Here is a 23,372-nt window from a genome sequence, read left to right on the forward strand (position 1 = left end):
GCAGACCGAAACCGTACACCAATCGGGCCCGGAAACCCAATGACCCGCAACCTACTCGACCAGGAAACAAGCCCCTACCTGCTGCAGCACAAGGACAATCCCGTGCACTGGCGGCCGTGGGGACCGGCAGCGCTGGACGAGGCGCGGGCGGCCGACAGGCCGATCCTGCTGTCGATCGGCTACGCGGCCTGCCACTGGTGCCATGTCATGGCCCACGAAAGCTTCGAGAACCCGGAAATCGCCGCAGTGATGAACGACCTGTTCGTCAGCATCAAGGTCGACCGCGAGGAGCGCCCCGACATCGACGCCATCTACATGTCGGCGTTGCAGTTGCTGGGCAGCCAGGGCGGCTGGCCGCTGACCATGTTCCTTACGCCGGATGGCGAGCCGTTCTGGGGCGGCACCTATTTCCCGCCGGAATCGCGCTGGGGTCAGCCCGGCTTTGTCGACATCATGAAGCGGATCGACCAGGTCTGGCGCGAGGAGCGCGAGACCGTCGACCAGAACCGCATGGCGCTGGTCCAGCGGCTCGGTCTCATGGCGTCGGCGGAAAGCGACGGCGGTTCGCTGAGAGAGGATTCCCTCGAGCAGCTCGCCGCCAAGCTGATCAACAGCGTCGATTTCAGCCGCGGCGGCCTGTCGGGCACGCCCAAGTTCCCCAATCCGCCGATTTTCCGGTTGTTCTGGCAGGCCTACCGCAAGACCGGCGAGCCCAGCTACAAACGCGCCGTCGACCTGCTGCTCGATCGCATGTCGGAAGGCGGCATCTACGACCATATCGGCGGCGGCTATGCGCGCTATTCGGTCGACGACCGCTGGCTGGTGCCGCATTTCGAGAAGATGCTCTACGACAACGCCCAGATCATCGAATTGCTGACATCGGCGTGGCTCGACGACCGCAACCCGCTGTTCGAGCAGCGGCTGCGCGAAACCATTGCCTGGGCAGCACGCGAGATGATTGCGGAAAACGGCGCCTTCGCCGCTAGCCAAGATGCAGACAGCGAGGGCGAGGAGGGCAAGTTCTATGTCTGGTCGGCCACCGAACTGCAGGAATTCCTTGGAACCAACACCGACCTGTTCGCCCAGATCTACGACGTGAGCCCGCGCGGCAATTTCGAGGGCCGCAACATCCTGAACCGGCTGCACCTGCGCGAGAAGCCGGACGAGGACACCGAGACGCTGATGACCCGGCTGCGCGGCCTGTTGTTCACCGTGCGCGACGCACGAATCCATCCGGGCTGGGATGACAAGGTCCTCGCGGACTGGAACGGCCTGATGATCGCGGCGCTCGCCGGCGCGGCGGCGGCGTTCGACGAGCCCGCATGGATGGCGCTGGCCGAGACCGCATTCGCCGCGATCATGCGGGATCAGACCCGCACGGATTCGGCGGGAAACAGCCGTTTGCTGCACTCTTACCGCGCAGCAAAAGCGCAGCATGAAGGCATGCTGGACGACTATGCCAACATGGCGCGCGCCGCGCTCCAACTGTACGAGACAACCGGGAAGCCGGCCTATCTCGGCCACGCCGAGGCCTGGGCGCGGACCGTCGATGCACGTTTCCGCGACCGCGGGAACGGCGGCTATTATTTCACCGCCGACGACGCCGAGGCGCTGATCGTCCGGTCGCGTCACGCCACCGACAACGCCGTGCCCGCCGGCAACGGCGTGATGGTCGAAGTGTTCGCCAAACTGGCATTGCTGACCGGCGACGCCGCCTGGCGCGACCGGGCCGAGCAACTGGTATCCGGCTTTGCCGCGGCGGTGGCCAACCAGGCGCCGGCCCATGCGACCCTGCTGTGCGGGTTCGATCTCCTGCTGAACGCCGACCAGATCGTCATTGTCGGCGACCGGGATGCGCCCGATGCACAGGCCATGCTTCGCGTCGTCTTCGGCGTTTCGCTGCCCAACAGGATCGTGCAGGTCGTGCCGGACGGCCCCGCGTTGCCGCCTACGCATCCGGCAAGCGGCAAGACGCGGACCGGCGGCAGGGCCACCGCTTATATCTGCCATGGCCAGACATGTTCCCTGCCGATCACCGATGACTCGGCGCTGCGGGAAAAGCTGGCAGGAGGTGCGCCATGACCCAGCTTTCGCTCCATAGTCCGGTGGGCGATCTGACGGTAAGCGAGGATGACGGCGCCATCGTCTCCCTCGACTGGGGCTGGGGCGCCGTGCAGACCGAAACGCCGTTATTGCTCGAAGCCCGGCGGCAATTGCACCTCTACTTCGACGGCGACCTGACGCAGTTCAACCTGAACCTGCGTCCCCACGGCACGCCTTTCCGCCACCGGGTATGGACGGCAATGCGCAAAATTCCCTACGGGAAAACAGAGACTTACGGAAGCGTTGCCGGCCAGCTTCAGTCGGCCTCCCGCGCTGTCGGCGGCGCGTGCGGCGCCAACCCGATACCGATCCTCATCCCGTGCCACCGGATTCTCGCCGCTGGCGGCGGTCTTGGCGGATATTCGGGGGAGGGCGGCACCGAAACCAAAATGTTCCTGCTGCGCCTCGAGCGCGCACTGCCCTAACATTCACGCATCGTCTTTCGCCCGACTGCTGCGCTGCCATCAGGCAGGGTGAAAAACCTGTCCGCTTGCCACACCCGAATTTATGAGAAGGGTCGATCACCATGGCCGAAATCTCCCAGGAAATACCTGCCGCCAAGGTCAAGAAATCCAGCGAGCAATATTATTTCCGGTTTCACCTTCCCCATGCCCATCTGGCCCCGGTCTTTGGCGACGACTGGTTTTCACTCCGGGCGGAAGCCTTTGCCCGGTTCTTCGGCACGCCGGGCTTTCTTATCGGCCAGACGCTGATCGTCGTTTGCTGGATCGTCGCCAATGAAATGGGGCTCGTCGAATTCGACATTTACCCCTTCATCCTGCTCAACCTGGCGTTCAGCCTCCAGGCCGCCTATGCCGCGCCGCTGATCCTGCTGGCCCAGACCCGGCAGGCCGACCGCGACAAGGCCAACGCCCAGGCCGACGCGCAGCACCGTGAGGACATGAACACCGCCAACGCCGAGCGCCAGCTGTTTTCCACGCAGCAGACCACGCTGCTGCTCGAGATGATGCGCGAGAACACCCAACTTACCGAGGATGTGCGGAATCTGACCGAGAAGGTGGAGAAGCTGATCGGCGAAATCCACCGGTCCGTCTGCCCGCCGCAGCCGACCTGATCCCGCCGCTTCTGGTCCGCCCTGGGCGTCGGTCACCGGCAAAGCTGCCGGTCACGGCACCTACCGCGTGTCCAATAGTCTTGAGACCCTTCAGCCGTCCCACTAGAGTTCGCGTCACCACAGGACAGAAGGAGATCACGGATGAGCGAGATCAATATCCAGGCCACGGATGGCAGCGGCACCTTCATGGGCTATCTCGCCAAACCTGAAAGCGGCCGGGGACCGGCCGTCGTCGTGATCCAGGAGATTTTCGGCGTGAACTCCTTCGTCCGCGAAACCGCCGACTGGCTCGCTTCCCAGGGTTACATCGCCCTGGCGCCCGACCTGTTCTGGCGGCAGGAACCGGGTATCCAACTCACCGACAAGACCGAGGCCGACTGGGCCAAGGCATTCGAGCTGTTCAACGGCTTCAACATCGACAAGGGCATCGAGGATATCGCCGCCACCATCGACGCACTGCGCAACATGGACGGATGCACCGGCAAGGTGGGCGCCGTCGGTTATTGCCTGGGCGGTCTGCTCGCCTATCTGACGGCGGCGCGAACCAGCATCGACGCGGCCGTCGGCTATTACGGTGTCTCGATCAACGACCGGCTTTCCGAGGCGTCCGGCATCAGGAAGCCGCTGCTGCTGCATGTGGCGTCCGAGGACGGCTTCGTGCCCAAGGAGGCGCAGGCCGCCATGCATGCGGGCCTCGACGCCAATGCCAGGGTCACCCTGCACGATTATCCGGGCCGTGATCACGCCTTCGCCCGGACCGGCGGTGAGCATTACGACAAGGCGGATGCCGACCTGGCCAACAAGCGCACACTCGACTTCTTCGCCGCCAATCTCGACTAGCCCGATGGTCCGGGCCGTGATCATCGACCGTCAGGGCCCGCCCGAGGTCATGGAACTGCGCGAACTCGCACTGGCCGAACCCGGTCCAGGCGAGGTCGTCATGCGCAATGCGGCTATCGGCTTCAACTTCCTCGACACCTACCAGCGCGCGGGCGTCTATCCCATGAAGATGCCGGCGCGCATGGGCAACGAGGCGGCCGGCATCGTCGAGTCCGTCGGTGCCGGCGTCAGCGATTTCCGGGTCGGTGATCGGGTGGCGACCATCAGCGCCGGTCCCGGGGCCTATGCCGAGAAGTGGATTGTTCCGGCCGACACCCTGATCCGTCTTCCCGCGGACATTACCTTCGAGGTTGCCGCCGCTTCGCTGCTGAAAGGCCTGACCGCTGAATACCTGCTGCGCCGGACCTACGAGGTCCAGCCCGGCGACACCATCCTGTTCCATGCAGCCGCCGGCGGCGTCGGTCTCATCGCCTGCCAGTGGGCAAGACATCTCGGCGCCACCGTCATCGGCACCGCCGGCAGCGAGGCCAAGGCCGAGATCGCCCTGGCACATGGCTGCGCTCACGTCCTGATCACCGGCCGCGACGACATCCCGGCCCGGGTGCGGCAGTTGACCGGCGGGCAGGGCGTACCGGTGGTTTACGATTCCATTGGCAAGGACACCTGGGAAGCCTCGCTCGACTGCTTGCGTCCACGCGGCCTGATGGTCAGCTTCGGCAATGCATCGGGCGCCGTCACCGGCGTCAATCTGGGCATCCTCGCGGCAAAGGGCTCGCTCTACGTCACGCGGCCCGGCATCAATGCCTACATCGCAGAGTCCGGCGAACGCGACAAGGCCGTGAGCGCGCTGTTCGATGTCATCCGCCGGGGCGCCGTCCGCATAGAAATCAATCAGACCTACCGGCTGGACGACATCGTTCGGTTGCATCGGGACGCGGAAGGCCGCAAACATACCGGTTCCACCGTCATCCTGCCTGACGAGCCGGCCTGACGTCCGCCCGACCCCGTACAGGCCAAGCAGGCCCAATGAATCGCAAGACACCACCTATTGTTTCGCCGTACCGGACGTTTACCCGCGCCGAATGGTCGCGGCTGCGTGAAGATACGCCGCTCACCCTGTCGCCTGAAGAACTCGACCAGCTGAAGGGCCTCAACGAGCCCATCTCCATGGACGAGGTGGTGGACATCTATCTGCCCATGTCGCGGCTGATCAACCTGCACTACGCCGCCTCGCAGCAGCTGTTTCGCGCCACCAACCGGTTCCTCGGCCTCGAGTCGCGCAAGGTGCCCTACATCATCGGCATGGCGGGCAGCGTCTCGGTTGGCAAGAGCACCACGGCCCGCATCCTGCGGACACTGCTTAGCCGCTGGCCGGATCATCCCCGGGTGGACCTGGTGCCCACCGATGGCTTTCTGCTGCCGAACGAGGAAATGGAACGCCGCGGCATCATGAACCGCAAGGGCTTTCCCGAAAGCTACGATCTCCATGCCATGCTGGCGTTCATGGCCGACGTGAAGGCCGGCAAGCACAACGTGTCGGCACCGACCTATTCACACCTGGTCTACAACGTGCAGCCTGACAGACGGTTGGTGGTCGATGTGCCTGACATCCTGATCGTCGAGGGACTCAACGTGCTGCAGACCAGCCCGGCCGCCTCCGAGCCCATGCCCTATGTGTCGGATTTCTTCGATTTCTCGATCTATATCGACGCCACCGAGGCAGATCTGCACCAATGGTATGTGGAACGCTTCCTGCGCCTGCGGGAAACCGCGTTCCGCGATCCGCAATCCTATTTCCATCGCTATGCCATGCTGACCGAGGCCGAGGCGCAGGACACCGCCACCTCGATCTGGGAGACCATCAATCTGGTGAATCTGCGCCGCAATATCCTGCCCACCCGCCAGCGCGCCGACCTGATCCTGCGCAAGGGCAATGATCACACCATGGAATCCGTGGCGCTCAGGGGGGCGTAGGTGTCCGAACGCCGTCCCCGCGTGACGGGAACGGCAATCAGATCAGGTATTCATCGACTCGAAGAAATCGGCGTTGTTCTTGCTGTCCTTGACCTTGCCCAGCAGGAACTCGATGGCATCGACCGTACCCATCGGGTTGAGGATGCGGCGCAGCACCCACATCTTCGACAAGGTGCCCTTGTCGACCAGCAACTCTTCCTTGCGGGTGCCGGATTTCAGGATATCGATCGCCGGGAACACCCGCTTGTCCGAAACCTTGCGGTCCAGAATGATTTCCGAGTTACCCGTACCCTTGAATTCCTCGAAGATCACCTCGTCCATGCGGCTGCCGGTGTCGATCAGCGCGGTGGCGATGATGGTCAGCGAACCGCCTTCCTCGATGTTACGGGCAGCGCCGAAGAAACGCTTGGGCCGCTGCAGGGCGTTGGCGTCCACGCCGCCGGTCAGCACCTTGCCGGACGACGGCACAACGGTATTGTAGGCACGTGCCAGGCGGGTGATCGAATCGAGCAGGATCACCACGTCGCGCTTGTGCTCGACAAGGCGCTTGGCCTTCTCGATGACCATCTCGGTGACAGCCACGTGCCGGGTTGCCGGCTCGTCGAAGGTCGAACTGATGACCTCGCCCTTTACCGAGCGCGCCATGTCGGTCACTTCCTCGGGCCGCTCGTCGATGAGCAGCACGATCAGATAGACTTCCGGGTGATTGGCGCTGATGGAATGCGCGATATTCTGCAGCAAGACGGTCTTGCCGGTACGCGGCGGCGCCACGACCAGGGCGCGCTGGCCCTTGCCGAGTGGCGAGATGATATCGATGATCCGGGAACTCAGATCCTCGTTTTTCGAATCGCCCTTGGCATCGCTGCGATCCAGCACCAGCCGTTCGTCGGGATAGAGCGGCGTGAGGTTGTCGAAGTTGACCTTGTGCCGGGCCTTCTCCGTATCCTCGAAATTGATGGTGTTGACCTTGAGCAGTGCGAAATAGCGCTCGCTGTCCTTCGGTGCCCGGATCGGACCCTCGATGGTGTCGCCGGTCCGCATTCCGAAACGGCGGATCTGGGTCGGACTGAGATAGATGTCGTCGGGACCGGGCAGATAGTTCGCCTCGGGCGACCGCAGGAAACCGAACCCGTCCTGCAGCACTTCGAGCACACCGCTACCGGTGATCTCTTCGCCCTGAAACGCCAGTTGCTTGAGGATCGCAAACATCATGTCCTGTTTGCGCATGTTCGAAGCGTTCTCGATTTCGAGCTCTTCGGCGAACGCCAGCAAGTCAGGCGGCGACTTGCCCTTAAGTTCTTGTAGATTCATCGGAATATCCGATTGCCTTCTGGAAGGAGGGAACTGTTGCGACCGACCCGGGATCAAGTGGCAAATGCCAACTCATTGCGTCCCACCGGTTGGTCGTACTGGTTCTGTGGAGTGTTTTTCCGAGAGACCCCGGAAAGGGGTGCGACAGCGATTACTGCCATGAGATATGGCCACAATGGCCAATGGTTCAAGCCTTGTCCAGCAAAAATAGCGACACCCGGAAAGCGCTCGAACAGGGCGTCACGTCCGGCTGCCGACTACCACCAGTAGCACAATCCCGATCATGAGCACGGTCGGAATTTCGTTCATCACCCGGTAATACCGGGCGGTCCTGGCCCGCTGATCCTCGCGGAATCGCCGCACATGGCCCGCCATCACGCCATGCACCCCAAACATCAGGAACACGAGAGCAAGTTTTCCATGCATCCAGCCGTGTTTCAGAAAGGTCCAGTCGCTGGCCCAAAGCAGCAGCACGCCCAGGATGAACGCCACGATCATGGCCGGATTGATGATCGCCTTCAGCAGCCTGCGTTCCATGACCTTGAATATCTCGGATGCCTCCGAGCCCGGCATGGTGCCCGAGTGGTAGACGAACAGCCGCGGCAGATAGAGCATGCCCGCCATCCACGCGATCACCGCAATGATGTGCAGCGCCAGGAGCCAGGGTTGAATTTCAGCCAGAAACAGGGGCATCGATGGTCTCCCGCAATATCAGGCGTTGCGCCAGTTCCTGATCAGCTCGGATAGCGCCGCCACATGTTCGGGTGGCGTCTGGGGCACGATGCCATGGCCCAGGTTGAAGATGAAAGGTCCGTTCGACAATGTACCGAGAATGTGCCGTGCCTGGTCTTCCATCGCCTTGCCGCCAGTCACGACAGCCAGAGGATCCAGGTTGCCCTGGATTGCGACTGTGCTCTGCAACGTCCGGGCTGCCCATCCCACCGGCATGGAGGTATCGATTCCGACACCGTCGATACCGGTAGCGGCGACATAATCCGCCGTTTTTGACCCGGCGCCGCGCGGAAATCCGATCACCGGCACATCGGGATAGCGCTGCTTCAGCTGGCTGACGATGGCCTGTGTCGGCGCCACGCACCAGCGGGCGAACTGATCCTCGGACAACACGCCCGACCAGCTGTCAAACAATTGCACCGCATGCGCGCCGGCCTCGATCTGATGGCCCAGATAGGCTGTCGTTGCCTCAACCAGAACATCGATCAGGGCGCCGAACACCTGCGGATCGCGCAGGGCCCACAACCTGGTTTCCTGGAATTCCTTCGAGCCGTGTCCTTCGACCATGTAGCAGGCTACCGTCCAGGGCGATCCCGCAAACCCGATCAGCGCGGTGCCGTCCGGCAGCGCGCCGGCTACCCGGCTGACGGTTTCATAAACCGGTGATAGCCGCTCATGGATGGTGGCGGGGTCAAGCGCGGCCACGCCGGCCCCGGTCCGGATCGGCTCGAGTACAGGACCTTCACCCTCCCGATATTCCAGTTTCTGGCCCAGCGCGTCGGGGATCAGCAGGATATCGGCGAACAGGATCGCTGCGTCCATGCCGTACCGGCGGATCGGCTGCAACGTCACTTCCGCAGCGGCTTCGGGGCTGTAGCACAGCTCCAGGAAGTCGCCGACCTGTGCCCTGATTTTGCGGTATTCCGGCAGATATCGGCCAGCCTGACGCATGAACCAGAAAGGTGGCCGGTCCACGGGACGATGGGCCAGCGCGTCGATCAGACGCTTGCCGGTGGAAGGCTTGTTCACGCGCCTCTTTCCTTAAAGATTTTTTATAGGGGTAAGGTAGTAGTTGTAGTGGATGCCTGTGAGTCACGGGGGTTGCGCAGTCATACAATACTTGACTGCATACTGACCACCTTTATGCCCGGTTTTTCGGCAGCTCGCCGCTATGGTGGACAAGTCCACGGCTATCGAATGAATCCGCCCGACACACTGGTGTGAATCATGGGGATAAAAGAGTCCCGGCGCGACGTCCTTACCGTGATTCACAGGCCCACCGCGAATCTTGTTCAACCGATTCACTCTTTGACCGGTTTATCCCCGTTCTCACTGACCGGGCTGCAATTGTTGCCATCGCGGCCAGGTTATGCACAGTTCGTGCACAGCGAAAAATTGGGCGGTTCATGCAACGATTTCACCTCCATCTGGTATCCGACGCCACCGGCGAAACGCTGAGTTCCGTGGCCAAGGCTGCACTCGCGCAGTTCGAAGGCTTCGATGCCATGGAACACATGCACGCCATGCTCAGAAGCACCAAGCAGATGGAGCTGGCGCTTGCCGCGATCCAGCGCACGCCCGGCCTGGTGCTCTACACGCTGGTCGACCGCGAATTGCGCACCCAACTCGAGGAAGGCTGCCGCGCGCTGGGTATGCTGTCGATCGCCGTGCTCGATCCGGTGATGGACGCCTTCGGCCGGTTTCTCGGTGCCGAGGGTTCGGGCCGTCCCGGCCAGCAGCACGAGATGAACGCCGAATATTTCGGCCGCATCGAGGCCATGGGGTTCACCATGGCCCACGACGATGGTCTGCGAACCGACGACCTGCATCAGGCCGACATCATCCTGCTGGGCGTGTCCCGGACATCGAAGACGCCGACCGGCATCTATCTGGCCAATCGGGGCCTGAAGGTTGCGAATATTCCGATCGTGCCAGGCGTATCGCTGCCAGAGGAGCTGGACGGGCTGAAAAGGCCGCTGATCGTGGCGCTCACGGTCTCGCCCGATCGGCTGGTGCATATCCGCCGCACCCGGATGCGCGCCCTGTCCGAGCCCGAGGATACGGCCTATGCGGATCCTGAGGCGGTGACCGAGGAAATCACCGCGGCGCGCCGCCTGTATCTGAAACGGGGCTGGCCGATCATCGACGTCACCCGCCGCTCCATCGAGGAGACCGCCGCCGCGATCTACAGTCTCTATCAGCGCCGGCAGGAAGAGTTGGACAGGGAATGAACCGGCTGGTGCTGGCGTCGGGCAGCCGGGTGCGCGCTGCGTTGCTCCGCCAGGCCGGACTGGAATTCGATACGTGCGCGGCAGATGTCGATGAATTCGTCACCAAGCGGCAGATGGCAGGCGCCGACCCCATGGCCGTCGCCGAAGCGCTTGCCGCCATCAAGGCCGTCGCCGTCTCGCCGGCGTATCCCGGCGCGGTAGTCATCGGTGCGGACCAGATGCTGGTCTGCGGCGACGCGCTGTTCGACAAGCCGGCCAACCTCGACGAGGCGCGCAGCCATCTGCGGCGCCTGCGCGGCCGGACCCACCATCTGTGCACCGCCACGGCCCTGGTTCGCGACGGCGAGGTGCTGTGGCGGCATAGTGAACGCCCGGAGCTTGTCATGCGGCCATTCAGCGACTGCTTTATCGAGACCTATCTGTCGGCCGTCGGCGACGATGCCCTGCTGAGCGTCGGCGCCTATCAGCTTGAAGGCCGGGGCGCGCAGCTGTTCGAGCGGGTCAGCGGCGATTTCTTCTCCATCCTGGGCTTGCCTTTGCTGCCGCTGTTGGCTTTTCTGAGACACCGCCAACTGATCGAGGCCTGAGTGTCATCCGCGGAACCCATCAAGGCAGGCGTCATGGGATGGCCTGTCGCCCATTCCCGCTCGCCGCTTATTCACGGCTACTGGCTCGAGCTGTACGGCATTGCCGGCAGCTACGGCCTGTTGCCGGTGCGGCCGGAGGAGGCGGTCGCCGCCATCCGCGCTTTGCCGGGCCAGGGCTATGCGGGTTGCAATTGCACGGTGCCGCACAAGCACGCGGCGCTCGAAGCCGCCGATGTCGTGGATGACCTCGCCCGCCGCATCGGCGCGGCCAACACCCTGGTCGTCAGGGACGGCGCTATCCATGCCACCAATACGGATGCCGAAGGCTTTCTTGCCAATCTGACGGCCGGGGCCAACAGCGCGCTGCGTGCGCAATTCACCGAGGATTCGAGGGGCGCCGGACATGCCGGGTTCCTGGTCCAGGCGCCAGAGCTCCGCCTCGAGGCCGGACCCGCCGTGGTGCTGGGCGCAGGCGGGGCGGCACGGGCGGTGCTGGTGGCGCTGCTCGATGCGGGCGTGCCGCAGATTCGCCTCGCCAACCGGACCCGCGGCCGTGCCGAGGAACTTGCCGGGGTGCTGGGGCAGGGGAAGGTCGAGGTCGTCGCGTGGGATGAACGCGAGGCGGCGCTGGCCGGCGCGGCGCTACTGGTCAACACCACCAGCATGGGGATGCAGGGACAGCAGCCGCTGGAGCTGCGGCTCGATGACCTGCCTCCGGACGCGCTGGTCAACGACATCGTCTATGTGCCGCTGGAAACCGACCTGCTGGCCGCGGCGCGGGCGCGCGGCAACCTCGTGGTGGACGGTCTGGGCATGCTGCTGCATCAGGCCGCGCCCGGCTTCGAGGCCTGGTTCGGCGTCCGTCCGGAAGTGACACCCGCGCTTCGTAACCTGATTGTCAGCGACCTGGGGGGAAAATGATCCTGATCGGACTGACCGGCTCCATCGGCATGGGCAAGTCGGAGACCGCCCGCATGTTCCGGCGCGCGGGCGTGCCCGTCTACGACGCCGACGCGGCGGTCCATGCGCTGATGCGCAAAGGCGGCGCGGCGGTGAAGCCGGTCGAAGCGGCGTTTCCGGGCGTGGTCCGGGATGGCGCCGTCGACCGGGCCGAACTGGGCAAGCGGGTATTCGGCAAGCCCGAGGAATTGCGCAAGCTCGAGCGCATCGTCCACCCCTTGGTGGGCCGGGCCCAGCGTCGCTTCCTGCAACAGGCGCAGGCGCGCGGCGAGGCCGTGGTGGTGCTCGATATTCCCCTATTGTTCGAGACCGGAGGCGACCGCTACGTGGATTATTCCGTGGTCGTCTCGGCACCGGCCGAGGTGCAGCGGCGCCGGGTACTCGCCCGGCCGGGCATGACCGAGGATCGCCTCAACCATGTGCTCGCCTTGCAGACTCCGGACCGGGTCAAGCGCCGGAAGGCGGACTTCGTGGTGCATTCCGGCCTCGGCAAGGCCTTTGCACGGCAGGCCGTGGAGCGTATCCTCCGCACCATCCGGGAAACCGGCCGCGCCCGGGTCTGGCCGGGCCGAATCCTGCTACGGCGGAGATAGATGCGCGAAATCGTCCTCGATACGGAAACCACCGGCTTCGATCCGCTGCAGGGTCACCGTGTGGTCGAGATCGGCTGTCTCGAGCTGGTCAACCACATGCCCACCGGGCGCAGCTTCCACGTCTATCTCAATCCGGACCGGGACATGCCGGCGGGCGCCTTTCAGGTGCACGGATTGTCCGAGGACTTTCTTGCCGACAAGCCTCGCTTTCCCGAGGTTGCGGACGACTTCCTTGCCTTCATCGACGATGGCGCGCTGATCGCTCACAACGCCTCGTTCGACATGGCCTTTCTCAACGCCGAACTGCAGCGCGCCAGCCGGCCGCTCATTCCCGGCGAGCGGGTGATCGACACGCTGGCGCTGGCGCGCCGGAAATTTCCCGGCGCCAACAACAGCCTCGATGCGCTGTGCCGGCGCTTCGCCGTCGACAACAGTGGCCGCACCCTGCACGGCGCCTTGCTCGACTCGGAATTGCTGGCCGAGGTCTATCTGGAGCTGATCGGCGGCCGTCAGCCGGGCCTTGTGCTGTCGGTTCAGGCGGCGCAGATCAGTGTCGCCGTCCAGCGCAACATCCGTCCGCCGCGCCCGCATGCGCCGACGATTGAGGAACTGGCCGCACACGCGGCGTTCATCGCAACGATCAAGGGCGCGCTCTGGCTTCAGGAATAGCGATCGGGCCGCGAGGCGACTCAGGCGGCGGCGCTCAGTTCGGCTTGCCGGTTTCGGCATCGGCCAGGTGCTGGGCGCGGTACAGCGCGGCGAAGTCCACGGGCTCCAACAGTACCGGCGGAAAGCCGCCGTCGCGGATGGCGTCGGCCAGCACGCGCCGGGCGAACGGGAACATCAGGCGCGGGCATTCCACGAGCAGCACCGGCGGCAGGTGCTCTTCCGGGACACCGCGAATGCCCCAGAGCGTGCCGTATTCCAGTTCGACGAGGAAGGCGACCATGTCGCCGCTGGTCGCCTTGACGTTGACCGTCATGACAACCTCGAAACCCTCGGAACCCACCTGGTTGACGCGGACCGACACGTTGACGTCGATGCGGGGCTTCTGCTCCTCGTTGGTCTGGAAGATCGCTGGCGTGTTCGGGCTCTCGAACGACAGGTCTTTCACATATTGCGTCAACAGGACGACCTGGCCGCCCTGGTTCTCCGCCTGCTCGTTCTTGTCGTTCATGTAATCCTCGCTGGAATGAAGCGCGCGGACTTTAGCGGCGGCGCGGTGGCGCTTCAACCGGCTTATGGCGCTGGCGGCAGTCGCGGCTGGTTGCTCGAGGGATCCGGCGAACGGGAGGTGTCCATCACCACGAACTCGCCATCGACGACACCCGCCGCTGCCGCGCGGGCCTGGGCGGGCTTGAGCGCCCGGTGCAGTACGGCATAGCCCAGCGACCGGCGGACCCAGGGAACCAGCAGCAACAGGCCGAGCACGTCCGTGAAGAAGCCCGGCAGGATCAACAGGCCGCCGGCGCCGATCAGCGCGATGCCGTCCAGCACGTCGGTGACCGGCGCCTCGCCACGCCTCAGGCTCTCCTGCGCCCGGCCGATTGCCCGCGGCGTCTGCATGCGGATAACCGCCATGCCCACAGCCACCGCGAGGAACGCCAGCGCCACGGTCGGACCCGCGCCGATGAGGTCGCCGACCTGGACGAACAGGTAGATCTCCAGCGCCGGGATCGCGACGAATATCAGGACGAGGGCAATCAGCATGCTTGTTCTTTCGGCAACTGCGAATTATCTATGGTCGATACGGCCCTGCGCCTTGCGGGCGGCCCACCGACACCTTGTCACCTGGGATCGGATATGGGTTCCTTCAACCGGACGTGCCGAAGCGAAAGGCTATACGTAGTAACATGGGCGGCGGACTCGACCTCATACTTCTGGCTCTGCTCGCGGGATTCATCATCCTGCGACTGGTGAGCGTGCTCGGCCGCCGGACCGGCAATGAGCACCGCCAGGAGAATCCGGCGGGCCTCGAACGCGCGTCGTCTCCGGCCGAGGCCAAGACTGTCGATCTTCCGGGCCGCGACCGCGCGCCGCTGGCGCCGCCTGCGGGCGCCGCCACCGGTTTCGACCGTGACACCCCGCTTGGCAAGTCGCTGTCGCGGATCATGGTTGCCGATCACAGCTTCGATCCGGACGGGTTCCTCGAAGGGGCCCGCGCAGCCTACGATATGGTGACGACGGCATTTGCCGAAGGCGACCGCGAAACCCTGCGGTCGCTGCTCAGTCCCGACGTGCTGCGTGATTTCGAGGCGGCCATCGCCGAGCGCGAGGCCGCGGACCAGACCATGCAGACGACGATCGTCGATATCCTCCAGAGCGAGATCACCGACGCCAGGCTGGAAAACGGCACGGCGGATGTGACCGTGATGATCAAGGCCGAGTTGATCAGCGTCGTGCGCGACAGCGAAGGCCGGATCATCGAGGGCAATCCGTCGGACACCGAAACGGTGACGGACGTCTGGACGTTCTCGCGCCAGGTAAAGGCCCGCGACCCGAACTGGGCCCTTGTCGCTACCGACTCCCGCGACTGACCGGGCCGCGAGGGCCGGCCGGCGGTGCAAACCAGATCTCCCTTCATTCTTGTCCTGCTTCTGCTTGCTGCGATAACCGCTGCGGGCATCTGGCTGCTGACACGCCCTGGGACGCTTGCGCCCGGCGAGCAGCCGGCAATGGAACTCAGGCAGGTTTTCTGGGCCGACCTTGAAGGCTGGGACCGGGACGACCAGGCCGCCGCGTTGCGCGCCTTCCTGAAATCGTGCGAGACCCTGCTCAGGCAACCGCCCGGCAAGCCCATGGACGGCGCTGGCTTTGCCGGCACCGTGGGCGAGTGGCAGGGGGATTGCCGCGATGCCCAGGCGCTCAGGCCGGGTGACCCCATTGCCGCCCGGCGCTTTTTCGAAGACCGCTTCCGCCCGTTCGCGGTGCGCAGCGGCGGTGAGGCGAAGGGATTGTTCACGGGCTATTACGCGCCCATGGTGCAGGGCAGCCGCAGCCGCGACGAAACCTACACTGTGCCGCTCCACGCGGTGCCGCCCGAGTTGGTGATGGTCGATCTGGGCCTGTTCCGCCCCGGCCTCAAGGGCGAGCGCATCGCCGGCAAGCTGGATGGAAACAGGCTGGTGCCGTTCGCCTCGCGCGGCGACATCGTCGGCGGCGCGCTGGCGGACCGCGGCCTCGAGATCATGTGGCTGAAAGACCCGGTCGATGCCTTCTTCCTGCAAATCCAGGGTTCGGGCCTTGTGCGCCTGCCCGACGGCGGCATGGTCCGGCTCGGCTATGCCGGACAGAACGGACACCCCTATACGGCAATTGGCAGGCTGCTCGTGCAGCGCGGCGAGATGACCCGGGAAGAGACCAGCATGCAGAGCATTCGCGCCTGGGTGAACGAGCATCCCGGTGCAGGCAAGGCGCTGATGGACGAGAACGCCTCCTATGTGTTTTTCGAGGAACAGCATGCCGAAGGCGCCATTGGCGCGCAGGGCGTGGTTCTCACCGGTGGCCGGTCCATGGCGGTCGACCGCACTTATATGCCGCTCGGCGCACCGCTGTGGCTCGACGTGGAAAGCGACGACGGCGCGCGCAAGCTGAACCGGCTGGTGGTCGCCCAGGATACCGGCGGCGCCATTCGCGGCATTGTCCGCGGCGACTTCTACTGGGGCGAGGGTGACAGGGCCGAGTCAGCCGCGGGCGCCATGAAGGACCGGGGCCGCTATTATATCCTGCTGCCCCAGGGGCCGGCCGCGCGGGCGCTCCGGCAAAAGCCGGGACCATGACCCGCAAGCCTCTCAGGCCGGAAGACGCAGCACTCTGGGCGGCGGTGACCCGGGACGTGGCGCCGCTGAAGGGCGGCAAGGCCGTGCGCTTCGATGCGTGGCGCCATCCGCGCGACATTCCGGTGCGCGACCATCCGGCCCGCCGCTGGGCGGCCGAGCCCGTCTTCGACATGCCGCCGCGCCACGCCGCGCCGGCACCGCAATCGCTTGCCGGTCTCGACGGCGCCCGCGCCAAGCGGCTGCAGCGCGGCAAACTGCCTGTCGAGGGCCGGCTCGACCTGCACGGCATGACCCAGGAAAAGGCCTGGCGCGCGTTGGGGCCGTTTCTTGCCCGGTCGCAGGAAGCGGGCAAGCGGGTGGTGCTGGTGGTCACCGGCAAGGGCGGCGCGAAGAAGGACGACGGCGAGCACGCCTGGACCGAGCCGCGCACCGGCATCCTGCGCAACCTTGTCCCGCAATGGCTGTCCGAGGGCGACAACCGGGCGCGGGTCGTGGCCTGGAATCCTGCCAGTGCCCAGCACGGCGGTGATGGCGCGCTTTATGTGGTGCTGCGACGAATCCGCTGATTGGCTCTCACCCCGAAGGGTGGGTGTCAGGCCGAAAACGCCCGTTCCATCAACAGGATGTCGATATAGCGGCCGAACTTGAACCCGGCCTCGCTGAGTTCGCCGATGGTCCTGAAGCCGAATTTCTCATGCAGCGCGGCCGATCCGGGATTGGGCTGGGAAATCAACGCCACGGCGCGGTGCAATGCCGGCTCCCGGTCGAGCGCCGAGAACAGCGCGCCATAGAGCGTGCTGCCGATGCCCTGCTCGTCGGCATGGGGCGCCAGATAGATCGCCACCTCTACGGTCTTTTCATAGGCCGGCTTGTCACGAAACGGGCTTGAATAGGCGAAGCCCTGGATGACGTTGCCGGCGCTTGCGGCTACGAATATCTGATGCGGGCCCTGCCGGGCGAACTGGTTGAACCAGCCGATCCGGTCCGAGGCGCGGAACGGCCTGGTGTCGAAGGTGATCACCGTATTGGCGACGAAATAATTGTAGATCTCGGTGATCGCCGCCAGGTCCGCTTCGGTACCGTGGCGGGCGGCCGCCATTACAGGATGTGCTTCGACAGGTCGGTGTCGCGCACCAGCTCGCCCACCTGGGCATCGACATAGGCGGCGTCGACGGTGATCGTGGTGCCTGGCTTGTCGGTTGCGTCGAAGCTGATTTCGTCCAGCACCATCTCCAGGATGGTGTGCAACCGGCGGGCGCCGATGTTTTCCACCGACAGATTCACCTCGTAGGCGGTTTCCGCCAGCGCGTCGATGCCGTCATCGGTGAAGTCGAGGGTCACGCCTTCGGTCTCCATCAGCGCCTTGTACTGCTTGATCAGCGAGGCTTCCGGTTCTGTCAGGATGCGCCGGAAATCGTCGCGGCTCAATGCCTTGAGTTCCACCCGGATCGGGAGGCGGCCCTGCAGTTCCGGCAACAGGTCGGACGGCTTGGCGATCGAAAACGCGCCGGAGGCGATGAACAGCACGTGGTCGGTCCGGACCGGGCCGTATTTGGTGCTGACCGTGGTGCCTTCGATCAGCGGCAGCAGGTCGCGCTGCACGCCTTCGCGCGACACGTCGGCGCCGCTGCGCTCGCCGGAACGGGCGGTGATCTTGTCGATCTCGTCCAGGAATACGATGCCGGTCTGCTCCACCGCGTCGATGGCCGCGCGGGTGACGTCCTCGTCGTCCAGCAGCTTGTCGCTTTCCTCGGCCACCAGCAGGGGATGGCTTTCCAGCACGGTGGTGCGCTTGTCGCGGGTACGGCCGCCCATCATCTTGCCGAACATGTCGTTCAGGTTGAGCATGCCCATCTGGGCGCCGGGCATGCCCGGAATGTCGAAGGTCGGCAGGTTGCCGCCGGCATTATCGGCCACCTTGACGACGATTTCCTTGTCGTCCATTTCGCCGGCGCGCAGCTTCTGGCGGAATTTCTCGCGGGTGTCGGGCCGGGCATCGGTACCGACCAGCGCGTCGAGCACGCGTTCCTCGGCGGCCAGTTCGGCGCGGGCGCGTACTTCCTTGCGCTTCTTTTCGCGCACCATGACGATGGCCAGCTCCAGCAGGTCGCGGATGATCGATTCGACATCACGGCCCACATAGCCCACTTCGGTGAACTTGGTGGCCTCCACCTTCATGAACGGCGCTTCCGCCAGCTTGGCCAGGCGGCGCGATATCTCGGTCTTGCCGACACCGGTCGGGCCGATCATCAGGATGTTCTTGGGCAGCACCTCGTCGCGCAGGCTGTCGGGCAGCTGCTGGCGGCGCCAGCGGTTGCGCAGCGCCACGGCCACGGCGCGCTTGGCGTCATTCTGGCCGACGATGTAGCGATCGAGCTCGGAGACGATCTCGCGGGGTGAAAAGGCGCTCACTTGCCCTCCAGCACTTCGACGGTGAGATTCTCGTTGGTGAAGACGCAGATCTCGGCGGCGATCTTCATCGACCGGCGCACGATGTCCTCGGCACTCAGGTCCAGGTCATAGAGCGCCTTGGCCGCGGCCAGCGCGTAATTGCCGCCCGAGCCGATGGCGATAATGCCGTCGCCGGGCTCCAGCACGTCGCCGGTGCCGGTCAGCAGCAGGCTGGTATCCTTGTCGCCGACGGCCAGCAGCGCTTCCAGCCGGCGCAAATAGCGGTCGGTCCGCCAGTCCTTGGCCAGTTCGACGCAGGCGCGGGTCAGATTGCCGCTGTGCTTTTCCAGCTTGCCCTCGAGCCGCTCGAACAAGGTGAAGGCATCGGCGGTGGCGCCCGCGAAGCCGGCGATGATGCCGCCGTCGCCGATCCGCCGCACCTTGCGGGCGTTCGGTTTGATGATGGTGTTGCCCATCGAGACCTGGCCGTCGCCCGCCATGACGAGCGTGCCGGCCTTGCGGACCGAAAGGATGGTGGTTCCGTGCCAGGAGGTATTATCGGACATGGCTGGTTACATAGGGACCTTGAACAGGGGTTGCAACAGGGGATCCGGCGACCGGTTAGCCTTGTCCCGCCGGAAAACAGAACTACACAATAACCGCGGTTCCCGGTATGAGAATGCGACATGCGCAAAGCCAAGATCGAACGAAACACCAAGGAAACCCGGATATCCGTCGAGGTGAACATCGACGGGACCGGCAGCTATGACGTCCAGACCGGCATCGGCTTCCTCGACCACATGCTCGAGCAGCTGTCGCGCCACTCGCTGATGGACCTCACGGTCCGCGCCGAGGGCGACCTGCATATCGACTTCCATCACACCACCGAAGATACCGGAATCGCCATCGGCGAGGCCGTGTCTCAGGCGCTGGGCGACCGCAAGGGAATCGAGCGCTACGGCTCGGCGATCATTCCCATGGACGAAACCTGCACCCGCGTGGCGCTGGACATGTCGAACCGTCCCTACCTGATCTGGAAGGTGGACTTCTCCAAGCCCAAGCTGGGCGACATGGACACCGAACTGTTCAAGGAATGGTTCCAGGCGTTCTCCCAGTCGGCCGGCTGCACGCTGCACATCGAGAATCTTTACGGCGAGAACAACCACCACATCGTCGAAAGCTGCTTCAAGGGCATTGCCCGCAGTCTGAAGCAGGCGCTTGCCGTCGATCCGCGCAAGGCCGATGCCGTGCCCTCGACCAAGGGCGTGCTCGGCGGGAGCCTCTGATGGCCGGCACCAAGCTCTATACCGTTCACGAAAAGGGCGGCGTCGAGGGCGAGGTCGAGTTTGTCCGCGAGGGCTTCAGCATCTGGGCCTTCCTGTTCTCCTTCCTGTGGCTGTGGGCGCACCGGGCCTGGCTGGCCGGATTCGCGGTGCTGGGCCTGTTCCTGCTGCTGGGTTTCGGCCAGACGGCGCTGGGCGTGCCGGAATATCTCCACATCGCCATCCAGGTGGTGATCGGCATCGGCGCCGGCATCTTCGGCCGGGACTGTTACCGCGCGGCGCTGACCCGGCGCGGCTTTGTCGAGACCGGTGTCGCCACCGGTGAGTCCATCGACGAGGCCGAGATCCGCTATTTCGGCAAACGCCTCAACCAGCTTGCCGCGGCGCCGCCGGCAGCAGTCCCTGAGGCCGGGCTCCATTCCGCCGCGCCGGCGATCCCGGCGTAGTTTGAACTTGTCACGCCCGCCTGATGCGGGCATATGCCCCAACAACCAAACCCCGCGAGAACAGGGCCATGGCTACGGCTGAAACCGTCGCGATCATCGACTACGGCTCGGGCAATCTGCGCTCGGCCGAAAAGGCATTCGCCCGTGCGGCCGCCGAGGCGGGCACTGGACAGGACATTGTCGTCACCGCCGATCCGGCGGTGATCGCATCGGCCTCCCGCGTGGTGCTGCCCGGCGTGGGCGCCTTTGCCGACTGCCGCCGGGGCCTGCTTGCCATCGACGGCATGGGCGAGGCGCTCGAGACCGCCGTACATGGCCGCAAGGCGCCCTTCTTCGGCATCTGCGTCGGCATGCAGCTGATGGCGGAATGGGGCCTCGAGCATGGCCGCCATCCCGGCCTTGGCTGGCTGCGCGGCGCGGTCGAGCCGCTGGCGCCGGCGGATCCGGAGCTGAAAATCCCGCATATGGGCTGGAACGACCTGGCGCTGTGCCGCGCTCATCCCGTTCTCGAGGGCATCGAGAGCGGCGAACATGTCTATTTCGTGCATTCCTATGCCTTCCGGCCCACCGATCCGGGCGATCTGCTGGCCACCGCCGATTATGGCGGACCGGTCACGGCGCTGGTCGGCCGGGCCAACATGATCGGCAGCCAGTTCCACCCTGAAAAGAGTCAGGCGGCGGGACTGCGGCTGATCGCCAACTTCCTGAGGTGGACACCGTGATCCTGTTTCCAGCCATCGATCTGAAGGACGGCAAGTGCGTGCGCCTGCTCTATGGCGACATGGACAAGGCGACCGTCTATGGCGAGAACCCGGCCGCCCAGGCGCTCGAGTTCCAGGCGGCCGGTTTCCAGTGGCTGCACCTGGTCGACCTGAACGGCGCGGTCGAGGGCAAGCCCGTCAACGCGCCTGCCGTCGAGTCGATCCTGCAGGCGATCACACTGCCGGTGCAGCTGGGCGGCGGTATCCGCGATATGGCGACCATCGAGATGTGGCTGGAAAAGGGTGTGCGCCGGGTGATCCTGGGCACCATGGCCTTGCGCGACCCGGCCACGGTGAAGCAGGCCTGCAAGCGCTTTCCCGGCCGCATCGTCGTCGGCATCGACGCGCGCGGCGGCATGGTGGCCGTCGAAGGCTGGGTGGAGACCTCGACCATCACCGTGGTCGATCTGGCGCGCCAGTTCGAGGATGCGGGCGTCGCGGCCATCATCTACACCGACATCGACCGCGACGGGGCGCTGACCGGCGTCAATGTGGAACAGACCGCGGCATTGGCGCGAGCGACGAAGATTCCGGTGATCGCCTCGGGCGGCGTCGCGTCGCTGGATGACCTGGCCGCGCTGAAGGCCACGGGCGCGCCGTTCGAGGGCGTCATCTCGGGACGCGCGCTGTATGACGGCAGGCTGGATCCCGGTGCGGCGCTGGAGCTGCTGAGATGAGGTTCGCCCTTACCTGTTCCCGTCGTTGCCGCGTGCGCGGGGATGACGCCGGTGTTTTGGGGGCGCTCTTTACATGCTGAAGGCGCGCATCATTCCCTGCCTCGACGTCAAGGATGGCCGGGTGGTCAAGGGCGTCAACTTCGTCGATCTGCGCGACGCGGGCGATCCGGTCGAGCAGGCCAAGATCTATGACGCTGCCGGCGCCGACGAACTGTGCTTTCTCGACATCACCGCCAGCCATGAGAAACGGGGCATCATCCTGGACGTGGTCCGCCGCACCGCCGAGCAGTGCTTCATGCCGCTGACCGTCGGCGGCGGCATCCGCACCGTCGACGATGTGCGCAACCTGCTGCTGGCGGGGGCCGACAAGGCCTCGATCAACACCGCCGCCGTCAACAACCCTGATTTTGTCCGCGAGGCGGCCGAGAAGTTCGGCTCGCAGTGCATTGTCGTCGCGATCGACGCCAAGCAGGTGGCGCCGGGCCGCTGGGAAATCTTCACCCATGGCGGCCGCACCGCCACCGGCATCGACGCGGTCGCCTTCGCGCGCCATATGGAAGCCAACGGCGCCGGCGAGATCCTGCTCACCTCGATGGACCGGGATGGCACCGGCCAGGGCTTCAATATCCCGCTGACCCGTGCCGTCGCCGATGCGGTGCGCATTCCGGTGATCGCCTCGGGCGGCGTCGGCACGCTCGATCACATGGTCGAGGGAATCCGTGACGGCCACGCCACCGCGGTGCTGGCCGCCTCGATCTTTCACTTCGGGACCTATTCGGTCGCCCAGGCCAAGCAGCACATGGCGGCCGCGGGCGTTGCCATCCGCCCCATCGACCCATAAGGTTTCGGCATGGCCCAGGAACACATGATCGACCGGCTGTTCACGACGATTCAGTCCCGCAAGGGCGGCGATCCGGAGAAAAGCTATGTGGCCCGGCTGCACGAGCGGGGCCTGAACAAGATCGCCGAGAAGATGGGCGAGGAAGCCATCGAGACCATCGTCGCCGCCGTCGCCAAGGACAAGACCGAGACCGTGGCCGAATCCGCCGATTTGCTGTTCCATCTGATGATGCTGTGGTCGGCCAAGGGGGTTACCCCCGACGAGGTGTTCGCCGAGCTGGCGCGCCGCGAGGGCATTTCCGGCATCGAGGAAAAGAAGGCGAGGACGACATGACGGCATACGACCAGAACAACATCTTCGCCCGGATCCTGCGCGGTGAAATCCCCTGCAAGAAGGTCTACGAGGACGACCATGCCCTGGCGTTCCACGACATCAACCCCCAGGCGCCGATTCACGTTCTGGTCATACCCAAGGGGCCCTACGTCTCCATGGCGGACTTTACCGCCAACGCGCCCGACGACCTGACGCTGGGGTTCTTCCGCGCCGTCGGCAAGGTCGCGGCCGACCTGGAGCTGACCGAGCCCGGCTACCGGATTCTGGCCAATCACGGCCCTGATTCGCACCAGGAAGTGCCGCATCTGCATATCCATATCTTTGGCGGCAAGCGACTCGGACCCATGCTGGTCAGGGCCTGAGCTCAAGGCCGGCGTTTTCCGTTTCCCGAACTTCTTCGGACACATTTCCCTCACACGGACGTTATCGACCCGTGAAGGACAACCACGGGTTGT

At 64.9% G+C, this 23,372-nt stretch carries 29 protein-coding genes; 21 read left to right on the forward strand and 8 right to left on the reverse strand.

Features of this window, described 5'->3' with window-relative positions:
- The first annotated feature begins 39 nt into the window (after positions 1 to 39).
- The 6 genes from WJU21_RS09530 to coaA all read left to right on the forward strand — a co-directional run bounded on the left by WJU21_RS09530 (position 40) and on the right by coaA (position 5,992).
- Entirely contained in the window at positions 40 to 2,082 is a 2,043-nt protein-coding gene (locus WJU21_RS09530) for a thioredoxin domain-containing protein (protein ID WP_346323172.1), read from the forward strand.
- The gene (locus WJU21_RS09535; RefSeq protein ID WP_346323173.1) at positions 2,079 to 2,528 is read left to right on the forward strand and encodes a methylated-DNA--[protein]-cysteine S-methyltransferase; all 450 of its coding nucleotides are present in this window, start codon (positions 2,079 to 2,081) and stop codon (positions 2,526 to 2,528) included. The genes WJU21_RS09530 and WJU21_RS09535 overlap by 4 nt, the downstream gene beginning before the upstream one ends.
- 101 nt (positions 2,529 to 2,629) lie before the next feature.
- Positions 2,630 to 3,178 (forward strand): DUF1003 domain-containing protein, encoded by a 549-nt coding sequence (locus WJU21_RS09540; RefSeq protein WP_346323174.1) that lies wholly within the window; start codon positions 2,630 to 2,632, stop codon positions 3,176 to 3,178.
- A gap of 141 nt (positions 3,179 to 3,319) precedes the next feature.
- A complete protein-coding gene (locus WJU21_RS09545; protein ID WP_346323175.1) occupies positions 3,320 to 4,018 on the forward strand; it encodes a dienelactone hydrolase family protein in 699 nt (232 codons plus the stop codon).
- A 4-nt stretch (positions 4,019 to 4,022) separates the two neighbouring features.
- Positions 4,023 to 5,009, forward strand: a complete 987-nt coding sequence (locus tag WJU21_RS09550) for a quinone oxidoreductase (RefSeq protein ID WP_346323176.1) — start codon at positions 4,023 to 4,025, stop codon at positions 5,007 to 5,009.
- A 35-nt stretch (positions 5,010 to 5,044) separates the two neighbouring features.
- Positions 5,045 to 5,992: a type I pantothenate kinase gene (coaA, locus tag WJU21_RS09555; protein ID WP_346323177.1), complete on the forward strand. Its 948-nt coding sequence runs from the start codon at positions 5,045 to 5,047 to the stop codon at positions 5,990 to 5,992.
- A 42-nt stretch (positions 5,993 to 6,034) separates the two neighbouring features.
- Here the strand turns inward: coaA and rho are convergent, their stop codons facing one another.
- From rho to hemE, 3 genes are all read right to left on the reverse strand, one after another.
- Positions 6,035 to 7,303, reverse strand: coding sequence for a transcription termination factor Rho (gene rho, locus WJU21_RS09560; protein ID WP_346323178.1), 1,269 nt, complete (start codon positions 7,301 to 7,303; stop codon positions 6,035 to 6,037).
- 240 nt (positions 7,304 to 7,543) lie between these two features.
- Complete coding sequence (hemJ, locus tag WJU21_RS09565; protein WP_346323179.1) at positions 7,544 to 7,996, reverse strand: protoporphyrinogen oxidase HemJ; 453 nt, start codon at positions 7,994 to 7,996, stop codon at positions 7,544 to 7,546.
- Between the two features lie 18 nt (positions 7,997 to 8,014).
- Positions 8,015 to 9,064: a uroporphyrinogen decarboxylase gene (gene hemE, locus WJU21_RS09570; RefSeq protein WP_346323180.1), complete on the reverse strand. Its 1,050-nt coding sequence runs from the start codon at positions 9,062 to 9,064 to the stop codon at positions 8,015 to 8,017.
- Between the two features lie 377 nt (positions 9,065 to 9,441).
- On the opposite strand from hemE, the gene WJU21_RS09575 reads away from it, so the two are divergent.
- The 5 genes from WJU21_RS09575 to dnaQ are packed head-to-tail and all read left to right on the forward strand — an operon-like array spanning position 9,442 to position 13,075.
- On the forward strand, positions 9,442 to 10,266 hold the full coding sequence (locus tag WJU21_RS09575) for a pyruvate, water dikinase regulatory protein (RefSeq protein ID WP_346323181.1): 825 nt from the start codon (positions 9,442 to 9,444) through the stop codon (positions 10,264 to 10,266).
- A complete protein-coding gene (locus WJU21_RS09580; protein WP_346323182.1) occupies positions 10,263 to 10,853 on the forward strand; it encodes a Maf family nucleotide pyrophosphatase in 591 nt (196 codons plus the stop codon). Before WJU21_RS09575 ends, WJU21_RS09580 begins: the two co-directional genes overlap by 4 nt.
- 33 nt (positions 10,854 to 10,886) lie before the next feature.
- Positions 10,887 to 11,774 carry a shikimate dehydrogenase gene (locus WJU21_RS09585; protein WP_346323183.1) on the forward strand — a complete coding sequence of 296 codons (888 nt, stop codon included), beginning with the start codon at positions 10,887 to 10,889 and terminating at the stop codon, positions 11,772 to 11,774.
- Positions 11,771 to 12,406, forward strand: coding sequence for a dephospho-CoA kinase (gene coaE, locus WJU21_RS09590; protein WP_346323184.1), 636 nt, complete (start codon positions 11,771 to 11,773; stop codon positions 12,404 to 12,406). Before WJU21_RS09585 ends, coaE begins: the two co-directional genes overlap by 4 nt.
- Entirely contained in the window at positions 12,407 to 13,075 is a 669-nt protein-coding gene (gene dnaQ / locus WJU21_RS09595; RefSeq protein ID WP_346323185.1) for a DNA polymerase III subunit epsilon, read from the forward strand.
- A gap of 34 nt (positions 13,076 to 13,109) precedes the next feature.
- Here dnaQ and secB read toward each other — a convergent pair whose 3' ends face one another.
- Positions 13,110 to 13,583: a protein-export chaperone SecB gene (secB, locus tag WJU21_RS09600; RefSeq protein ID WP_346323186.1), complete on the reverse strand. Its 474-nt coding sequence runs from the start codon at positions 13,581 to 13,583 to the stop codon at positions 13,110 to 13,112.
- A 62-nt stretch (positions 13,584 to 13,645) separates the two neighbouring features.
- The gene (locus tag WJU21_RS09605; RefSeq protein WP_346323187.1) at positions 13,646 to 14,116 is read right to left on the reverse strand and encodes an FxsA family protein; all 471 of its coding nucleotides are present in this window, start codon (positions 14,114 to 14,116) and stop codon (positions 13,646 to 13,648) included.
- A 143-nt stretch (positions 14,117 to 14,259) separates the two neighbouring features.
- On the opposite strand from WJU21_RS09605, the gene WJU21_RS09610 reads away from it, so the two are divergent.
- The 3 genes from WJU21_RS09610 to WJU21_RS09620 all read left to right on the forward strand — a co-directional run bounded on the left by WJU21_RS09610 (position 14,260) and on the right by WJU21_RS09620 (position 16,751).
- Positions 14,260 to 14,943, forward strand: coding sequence for a Tim44/TimA family putative adaptor protein (locus WJU21_RS09610; RefSeq protein ID WP_346323188.1), 684 nt, complete (start codon positions 14,260 to 14,262; stop codon positions 14,941 to 14,943).
- A 138-nt stretch (positions 14,944 to 15,081) separates the two neighbouring features.
- Positions 15,082 to 16,185, forward strand: a complete 1,104-nt coding sequence (locus WJU21_RS09615) for a murein transglycosylase A (protein WP_346323189.1) — start codon at positions 15,082 to 15,084, stop codon at positions 16,183 to 16,185.
- Entirely contained in the window at positions 16,182 to 16,751 is a 570-nt protein-coding gene (locus WJU21_RS09620) for a Smr/MutS family protein (RefSeq protein WP_346323190.1), read from the forward strand. Before WJU21_RS09615 ends, WJU21_RS09620 begins: the two co-directional genes overlap by 4 nt.
- Before the next feature lie 26 nt (positions 16,752 to 16,777).
- On the opposite strand, the gene WJU21_RS09625 is transcribed toward WJU21_RS09620, so the two are convergent.
- The 3 genes from WJU21_RS09625 to hslV are packed head-to-tail and all read right to left on the reverse strand — an operon-like array spanning position 16,778 to position 19,142.
- Complete coding sequence (locus WJU21_RS09625; protein WP_346323191.1) at positions 16,778 to 17,284, reverse strand: N-acetyltransferase family protein; 507 nt, start codon at positions 17,282 to 17,284, stop codon at positions 16,778 to 16,780.
- Positions 17,284 to 18,597, reverse strand: coding sequence for an ATP-dependent protease ATPase subunit HslU (gene hslU, locus WJU21_RS09630; protein ID WP_346323192.1), 1,314 nt, complete (start codon positions 18,595 to 18,597; stop codon positions 17,284 to 17,286). The genes WJU21_RS09625 and hslU overlap by 1 nt, the downstream gene beginning before the upstream one ends.
- Positions 18,594 to 19,142, reverse strand: a complete 549-nt coding sequence (gene hslV, locus WJU21_RS09635; RefSeq protein ID WP_346323193.1) for an ATP-dependent protease subunit HslV — start codon at positions 19,140 to 19,142, stop codon at positions 18,594 to 18,596. The genes hslU and hslV overlap by 4 nt, the downstream gene beginning before the upstream one ends.
- A 120-nt stretch (positions 19,143 to 19,262) precedes the next feature.
- Between hslV and hisB the strand changes: the two genes are divergently transcribed.
- The 7 genes from hisB (at position 19,263) to WJU21_RS09670 (ending at position 23,279) form a co-directional block, all read left to right on the forward strand.
- On the forward strand, positions 19,263 to 19,862 hold the full coding sequence (gene hisB / locus WJU21_RS09640; RefSeq protein WP_346323194.1) for an imidazoleglycerol-phosphate dehydratase HisB: 600 nt from the start codon (positions 19,263 to 19,265) through the stop codon (positions 19,860 to 19,862).
- Positions 19,862 to 20,305: a DUF2628 domain-containing protein gene (locus WJU21_RS09645; RefSeq protein ID WP_346323195.1), complete on the forward strand. Its 444-nt coding sequence runs from the start codon at positions 19,862 to 19,864 to the stop codon at positions 20,303 to 20,305. The genes hisB and WJU21_RS09645 overlap by 1 nt, the downstream gene beginning before the upstream one ends.
- Before the next feature lie 68 nt (positions 20,306 to 20,373).
- Complete coding sequence (hisH, locus tag WJU21_RS09650) at positions 20,374 to 21,027, forward strand: imidazole glycerol phosphate synthase subunit HisH (protein WP_346323196.1); 654 nt, start codon at positions 20,374 to 20,376, stop codon at positions 21,025 to 21,027.
- Complete coding sequence (hisA, locus tag WJU21_RS09655) at positions 21,024 to 21,743, forward strand: 1-(5-phosphoribosyl)-5-[(5-phosphoribosylamino)methylideneamino]imidazole-4-carboxamide isomerase (RefSeq protein ID WP_346323197.1); 720 nt, start codon at positions 21,024 to 21,026, stop codon at positions 21,741 to 21,743. Before hisH ends, hisA begins: the two co-directional genes overlap by 4 nt.
- A gap of 73 nt (positions 21,744 to 21,816) precedes the next feature.
- Positions 21,817 to 22,584 (forward strand): imidazole glycerol phosphate synthase subunit HisF, encoded by a 768-nt coding sequence (gene hisF / locus WJU21_RS09660; RefSeq protein WP_346323198.1) that lies wholly within the window; start codon positions 21,817 to 21,819, stop codon positions 22,582 to 22,584.
- Positions 22,585 to 22,593: 9 nt separating this feature from the next.
- Positions 22,594 to 22,917, forward strand: a complete 324-nt coding sequence (locus tag WJU21_RS09665; protein ID WP_346323199.1) for a phosphoribosyl-ATP diphosphatase — start codon at positions 22,594 to 22,596, stop codon at positions 22,915 to 22,917.
- Positions 22,914 to 23,279 (forward strand): histidine triad nucleotide-binding protein, encoded by a 366-nt coding sequence (locus WJU21_RS09670; protein WP_346323200.1) that lies wholly within the window; start codon positions 22,914 to 22,916, stop codon positions 23,277 to 23,279. The genes WJU21_RS09665 and WJU21_RS09670 overlap by 4 nt, the downstream gene beginning before the upstream one ends.
- Positions 23,280 to 23,372 lie beyond the last annotated feature (93 nt).

It is taken from the genome of Emcibacter sp. SYSU 3D8, from assembly GCF_039655875.1.
Taxonomy (GTDB): Bacteria; Pseudomonadota; Alphaproteobacteria; order SMXS01; family SMXS01; genus RI-34.

Coding starts and splice junctions, on each gene's coding strand:
- WJU21_RS09605 (WP_346323187.1), bottom strand. CDS start 14,116: ATGCTGATTGCCCTCGTCCTGATATTCGTCGCGATCCCGGCGCTGGAG.
- WJU21_RS09580 (WP_346323182.1), top strand. CDS start 10,263: ATGAACCGGCTGGTGCTGGCGTCGGGCAGCCGGGTGCGCGCTGCGTTG.
- WJU21_RS09585 (WP_346323183.1), top strand. CDS start 10,887: ATGGGATGGCCTGTCGCCCATTCCCGCTCGCCGCTTATTCACGGCTAC.
- WJU21_RS09610 (WP_346323188.1), top strand. CDS start 14,260: ATGGGCGGCGGACTCGACCTCATACTTCTGGCTCTGCTCGCGGGATTC.
- secB (WP_346323186.1), bottom strand. CDS start 13,583: ATGAACGACAAGAACGAGCAGGCGGAGAACCAGGGCGGCCAGGTCGTC.
- WJU21_RS09665 (WP_346323199.1), top strand. CDS start 22,594: ATGGCCCAGGAACACATGATCGACCGGCTGTTCACGACGATTCAGTCC.
- WJU21_RS09550 (WP_346323176.1), top strand. CDS start 4,023: ATGGTCCGGGCCGTGATCATCGACCGTCAGGGCCCGCCCGAGGTCATG.
- dnaQ (WP_346323185.1), top strand. CDS start 12,407: ATGCGCGAAATCGTCCTCGATACGGAAACCACCGGCTTCGATCCGCTG.
- rho (WP_346323178.1), bottom strand. CDS start 7,303: ATGAATCTACAAGAACTTAAGGGCAAGTCGCCGCCTGACTTGCTGGCG.
- WJU21_RS09535 (WP_346323173.1), top strand. CDS start 2,079: ATGACCCAGCTTTCGCTCCATAGTCCGGTGGGCGATCTGACGGTAAGC.
- WJU21_RS09645 (WP_346323195.1), top strand. CDS start 19,862: ATGGCCGGCACCAAGCTCTATACCGTTCACGAAAAGGGCGGCGTCGAG.
- coaE (WP_346323184.1), top strand. CDS start 11,771: ATGATCCTGATCGGACTGACCGGCTCCATCGGCATGGGCAAGTCGGAG.
- hisH (WP_346323196.1), top strand. CDS start 20,374: ATGGCTACGGCTGAAACCGTCGCGATCATCGACTACGGCTCGGGCAAT.
- WJU21_RS09545 (WP_346323175.1), top strand. CDS start 3,320: ATGAGCGAGATCAATATCCAGGCCACGGATGGCAGCGGCACCTTCATG.
- WJU21_RS09670 (WP_346323200.1), top strand. CDS start 22,914: ATGACGGCATACGACCAGAACAACATCTTCGCCCGGATCCTGCGCGGT.
- WJU21_RS09615 (WP_346323189.1), top strand. CDS start 15,082: ATGGAACTCAGGCAGGTTTTCTGGGCCGACCTTGAAGGCTGGGACCGG.
- WJU21_RS09575 (WP_346323181.1), top strand. CDS start 9,442: ATGCAACGATTTCACCTCCATCTGGTATCCGACGCCACCGGCGAAACG.
- WJU21_RS09620 (WP_346323190.1), top strand. CDS start 16,182: ATGACCCGCAAGCCTCTCAGGCCGGAAGACGCAGCACTCTGGGCGGCG.
- WJU21_RS09625 (WP_346323191.1), bottom strand. CDS start 17,284: ATGGCGGCCGCCCGCCACGGTACCGAAGCGGACCTGGCGGCGATCACC.
- WJU21_RS09530 (WP_346323172.1), top strand. CDS start 40: ATGACCCGCAACCTACTCGACCAGGAAACAAGCCCCTACCTGCTGCAG.
- hslV (WP_346323193.1), bottom strand. CDS start 19,142: ATGTCCGATAATACCTCCTGGCACGGAACCACCATCCTTTCGGTCCGC.
- hisB (WP_346323194.1), top strand. CDS start 19,263: ATGCGCAAAGCCAAGATCGAACGAAACACCAAGGAAACCCGGATATCC.
- WJU21_RS09540 (WP_346323174.1), top strand. CDS start 2,630: ATGGCCGAAATCTCCCAGGAAATACCTGCCGCCAAGGTCAAGAAATCC.
- coaA (WP_346323177.1), top strand. CDS start 5,045: ATGAATCGCAAGACACCACCTATTGTTTCGCCGTACCGGACGTTTACC.
- hisF (WP_346323198.1), top strand. CDS start 21,817: ATGCTGAAGGCGCGCATCATTCCCTGCCTCGACGTCAAGGATGGCCGG.
- hemJ (WP_346323179.1), bottom strand. CDS start 7,996: ATGCCCCTGTTTCTGGCTGAAATTCAACCCTGGCTCCTGGCGCTGCAC.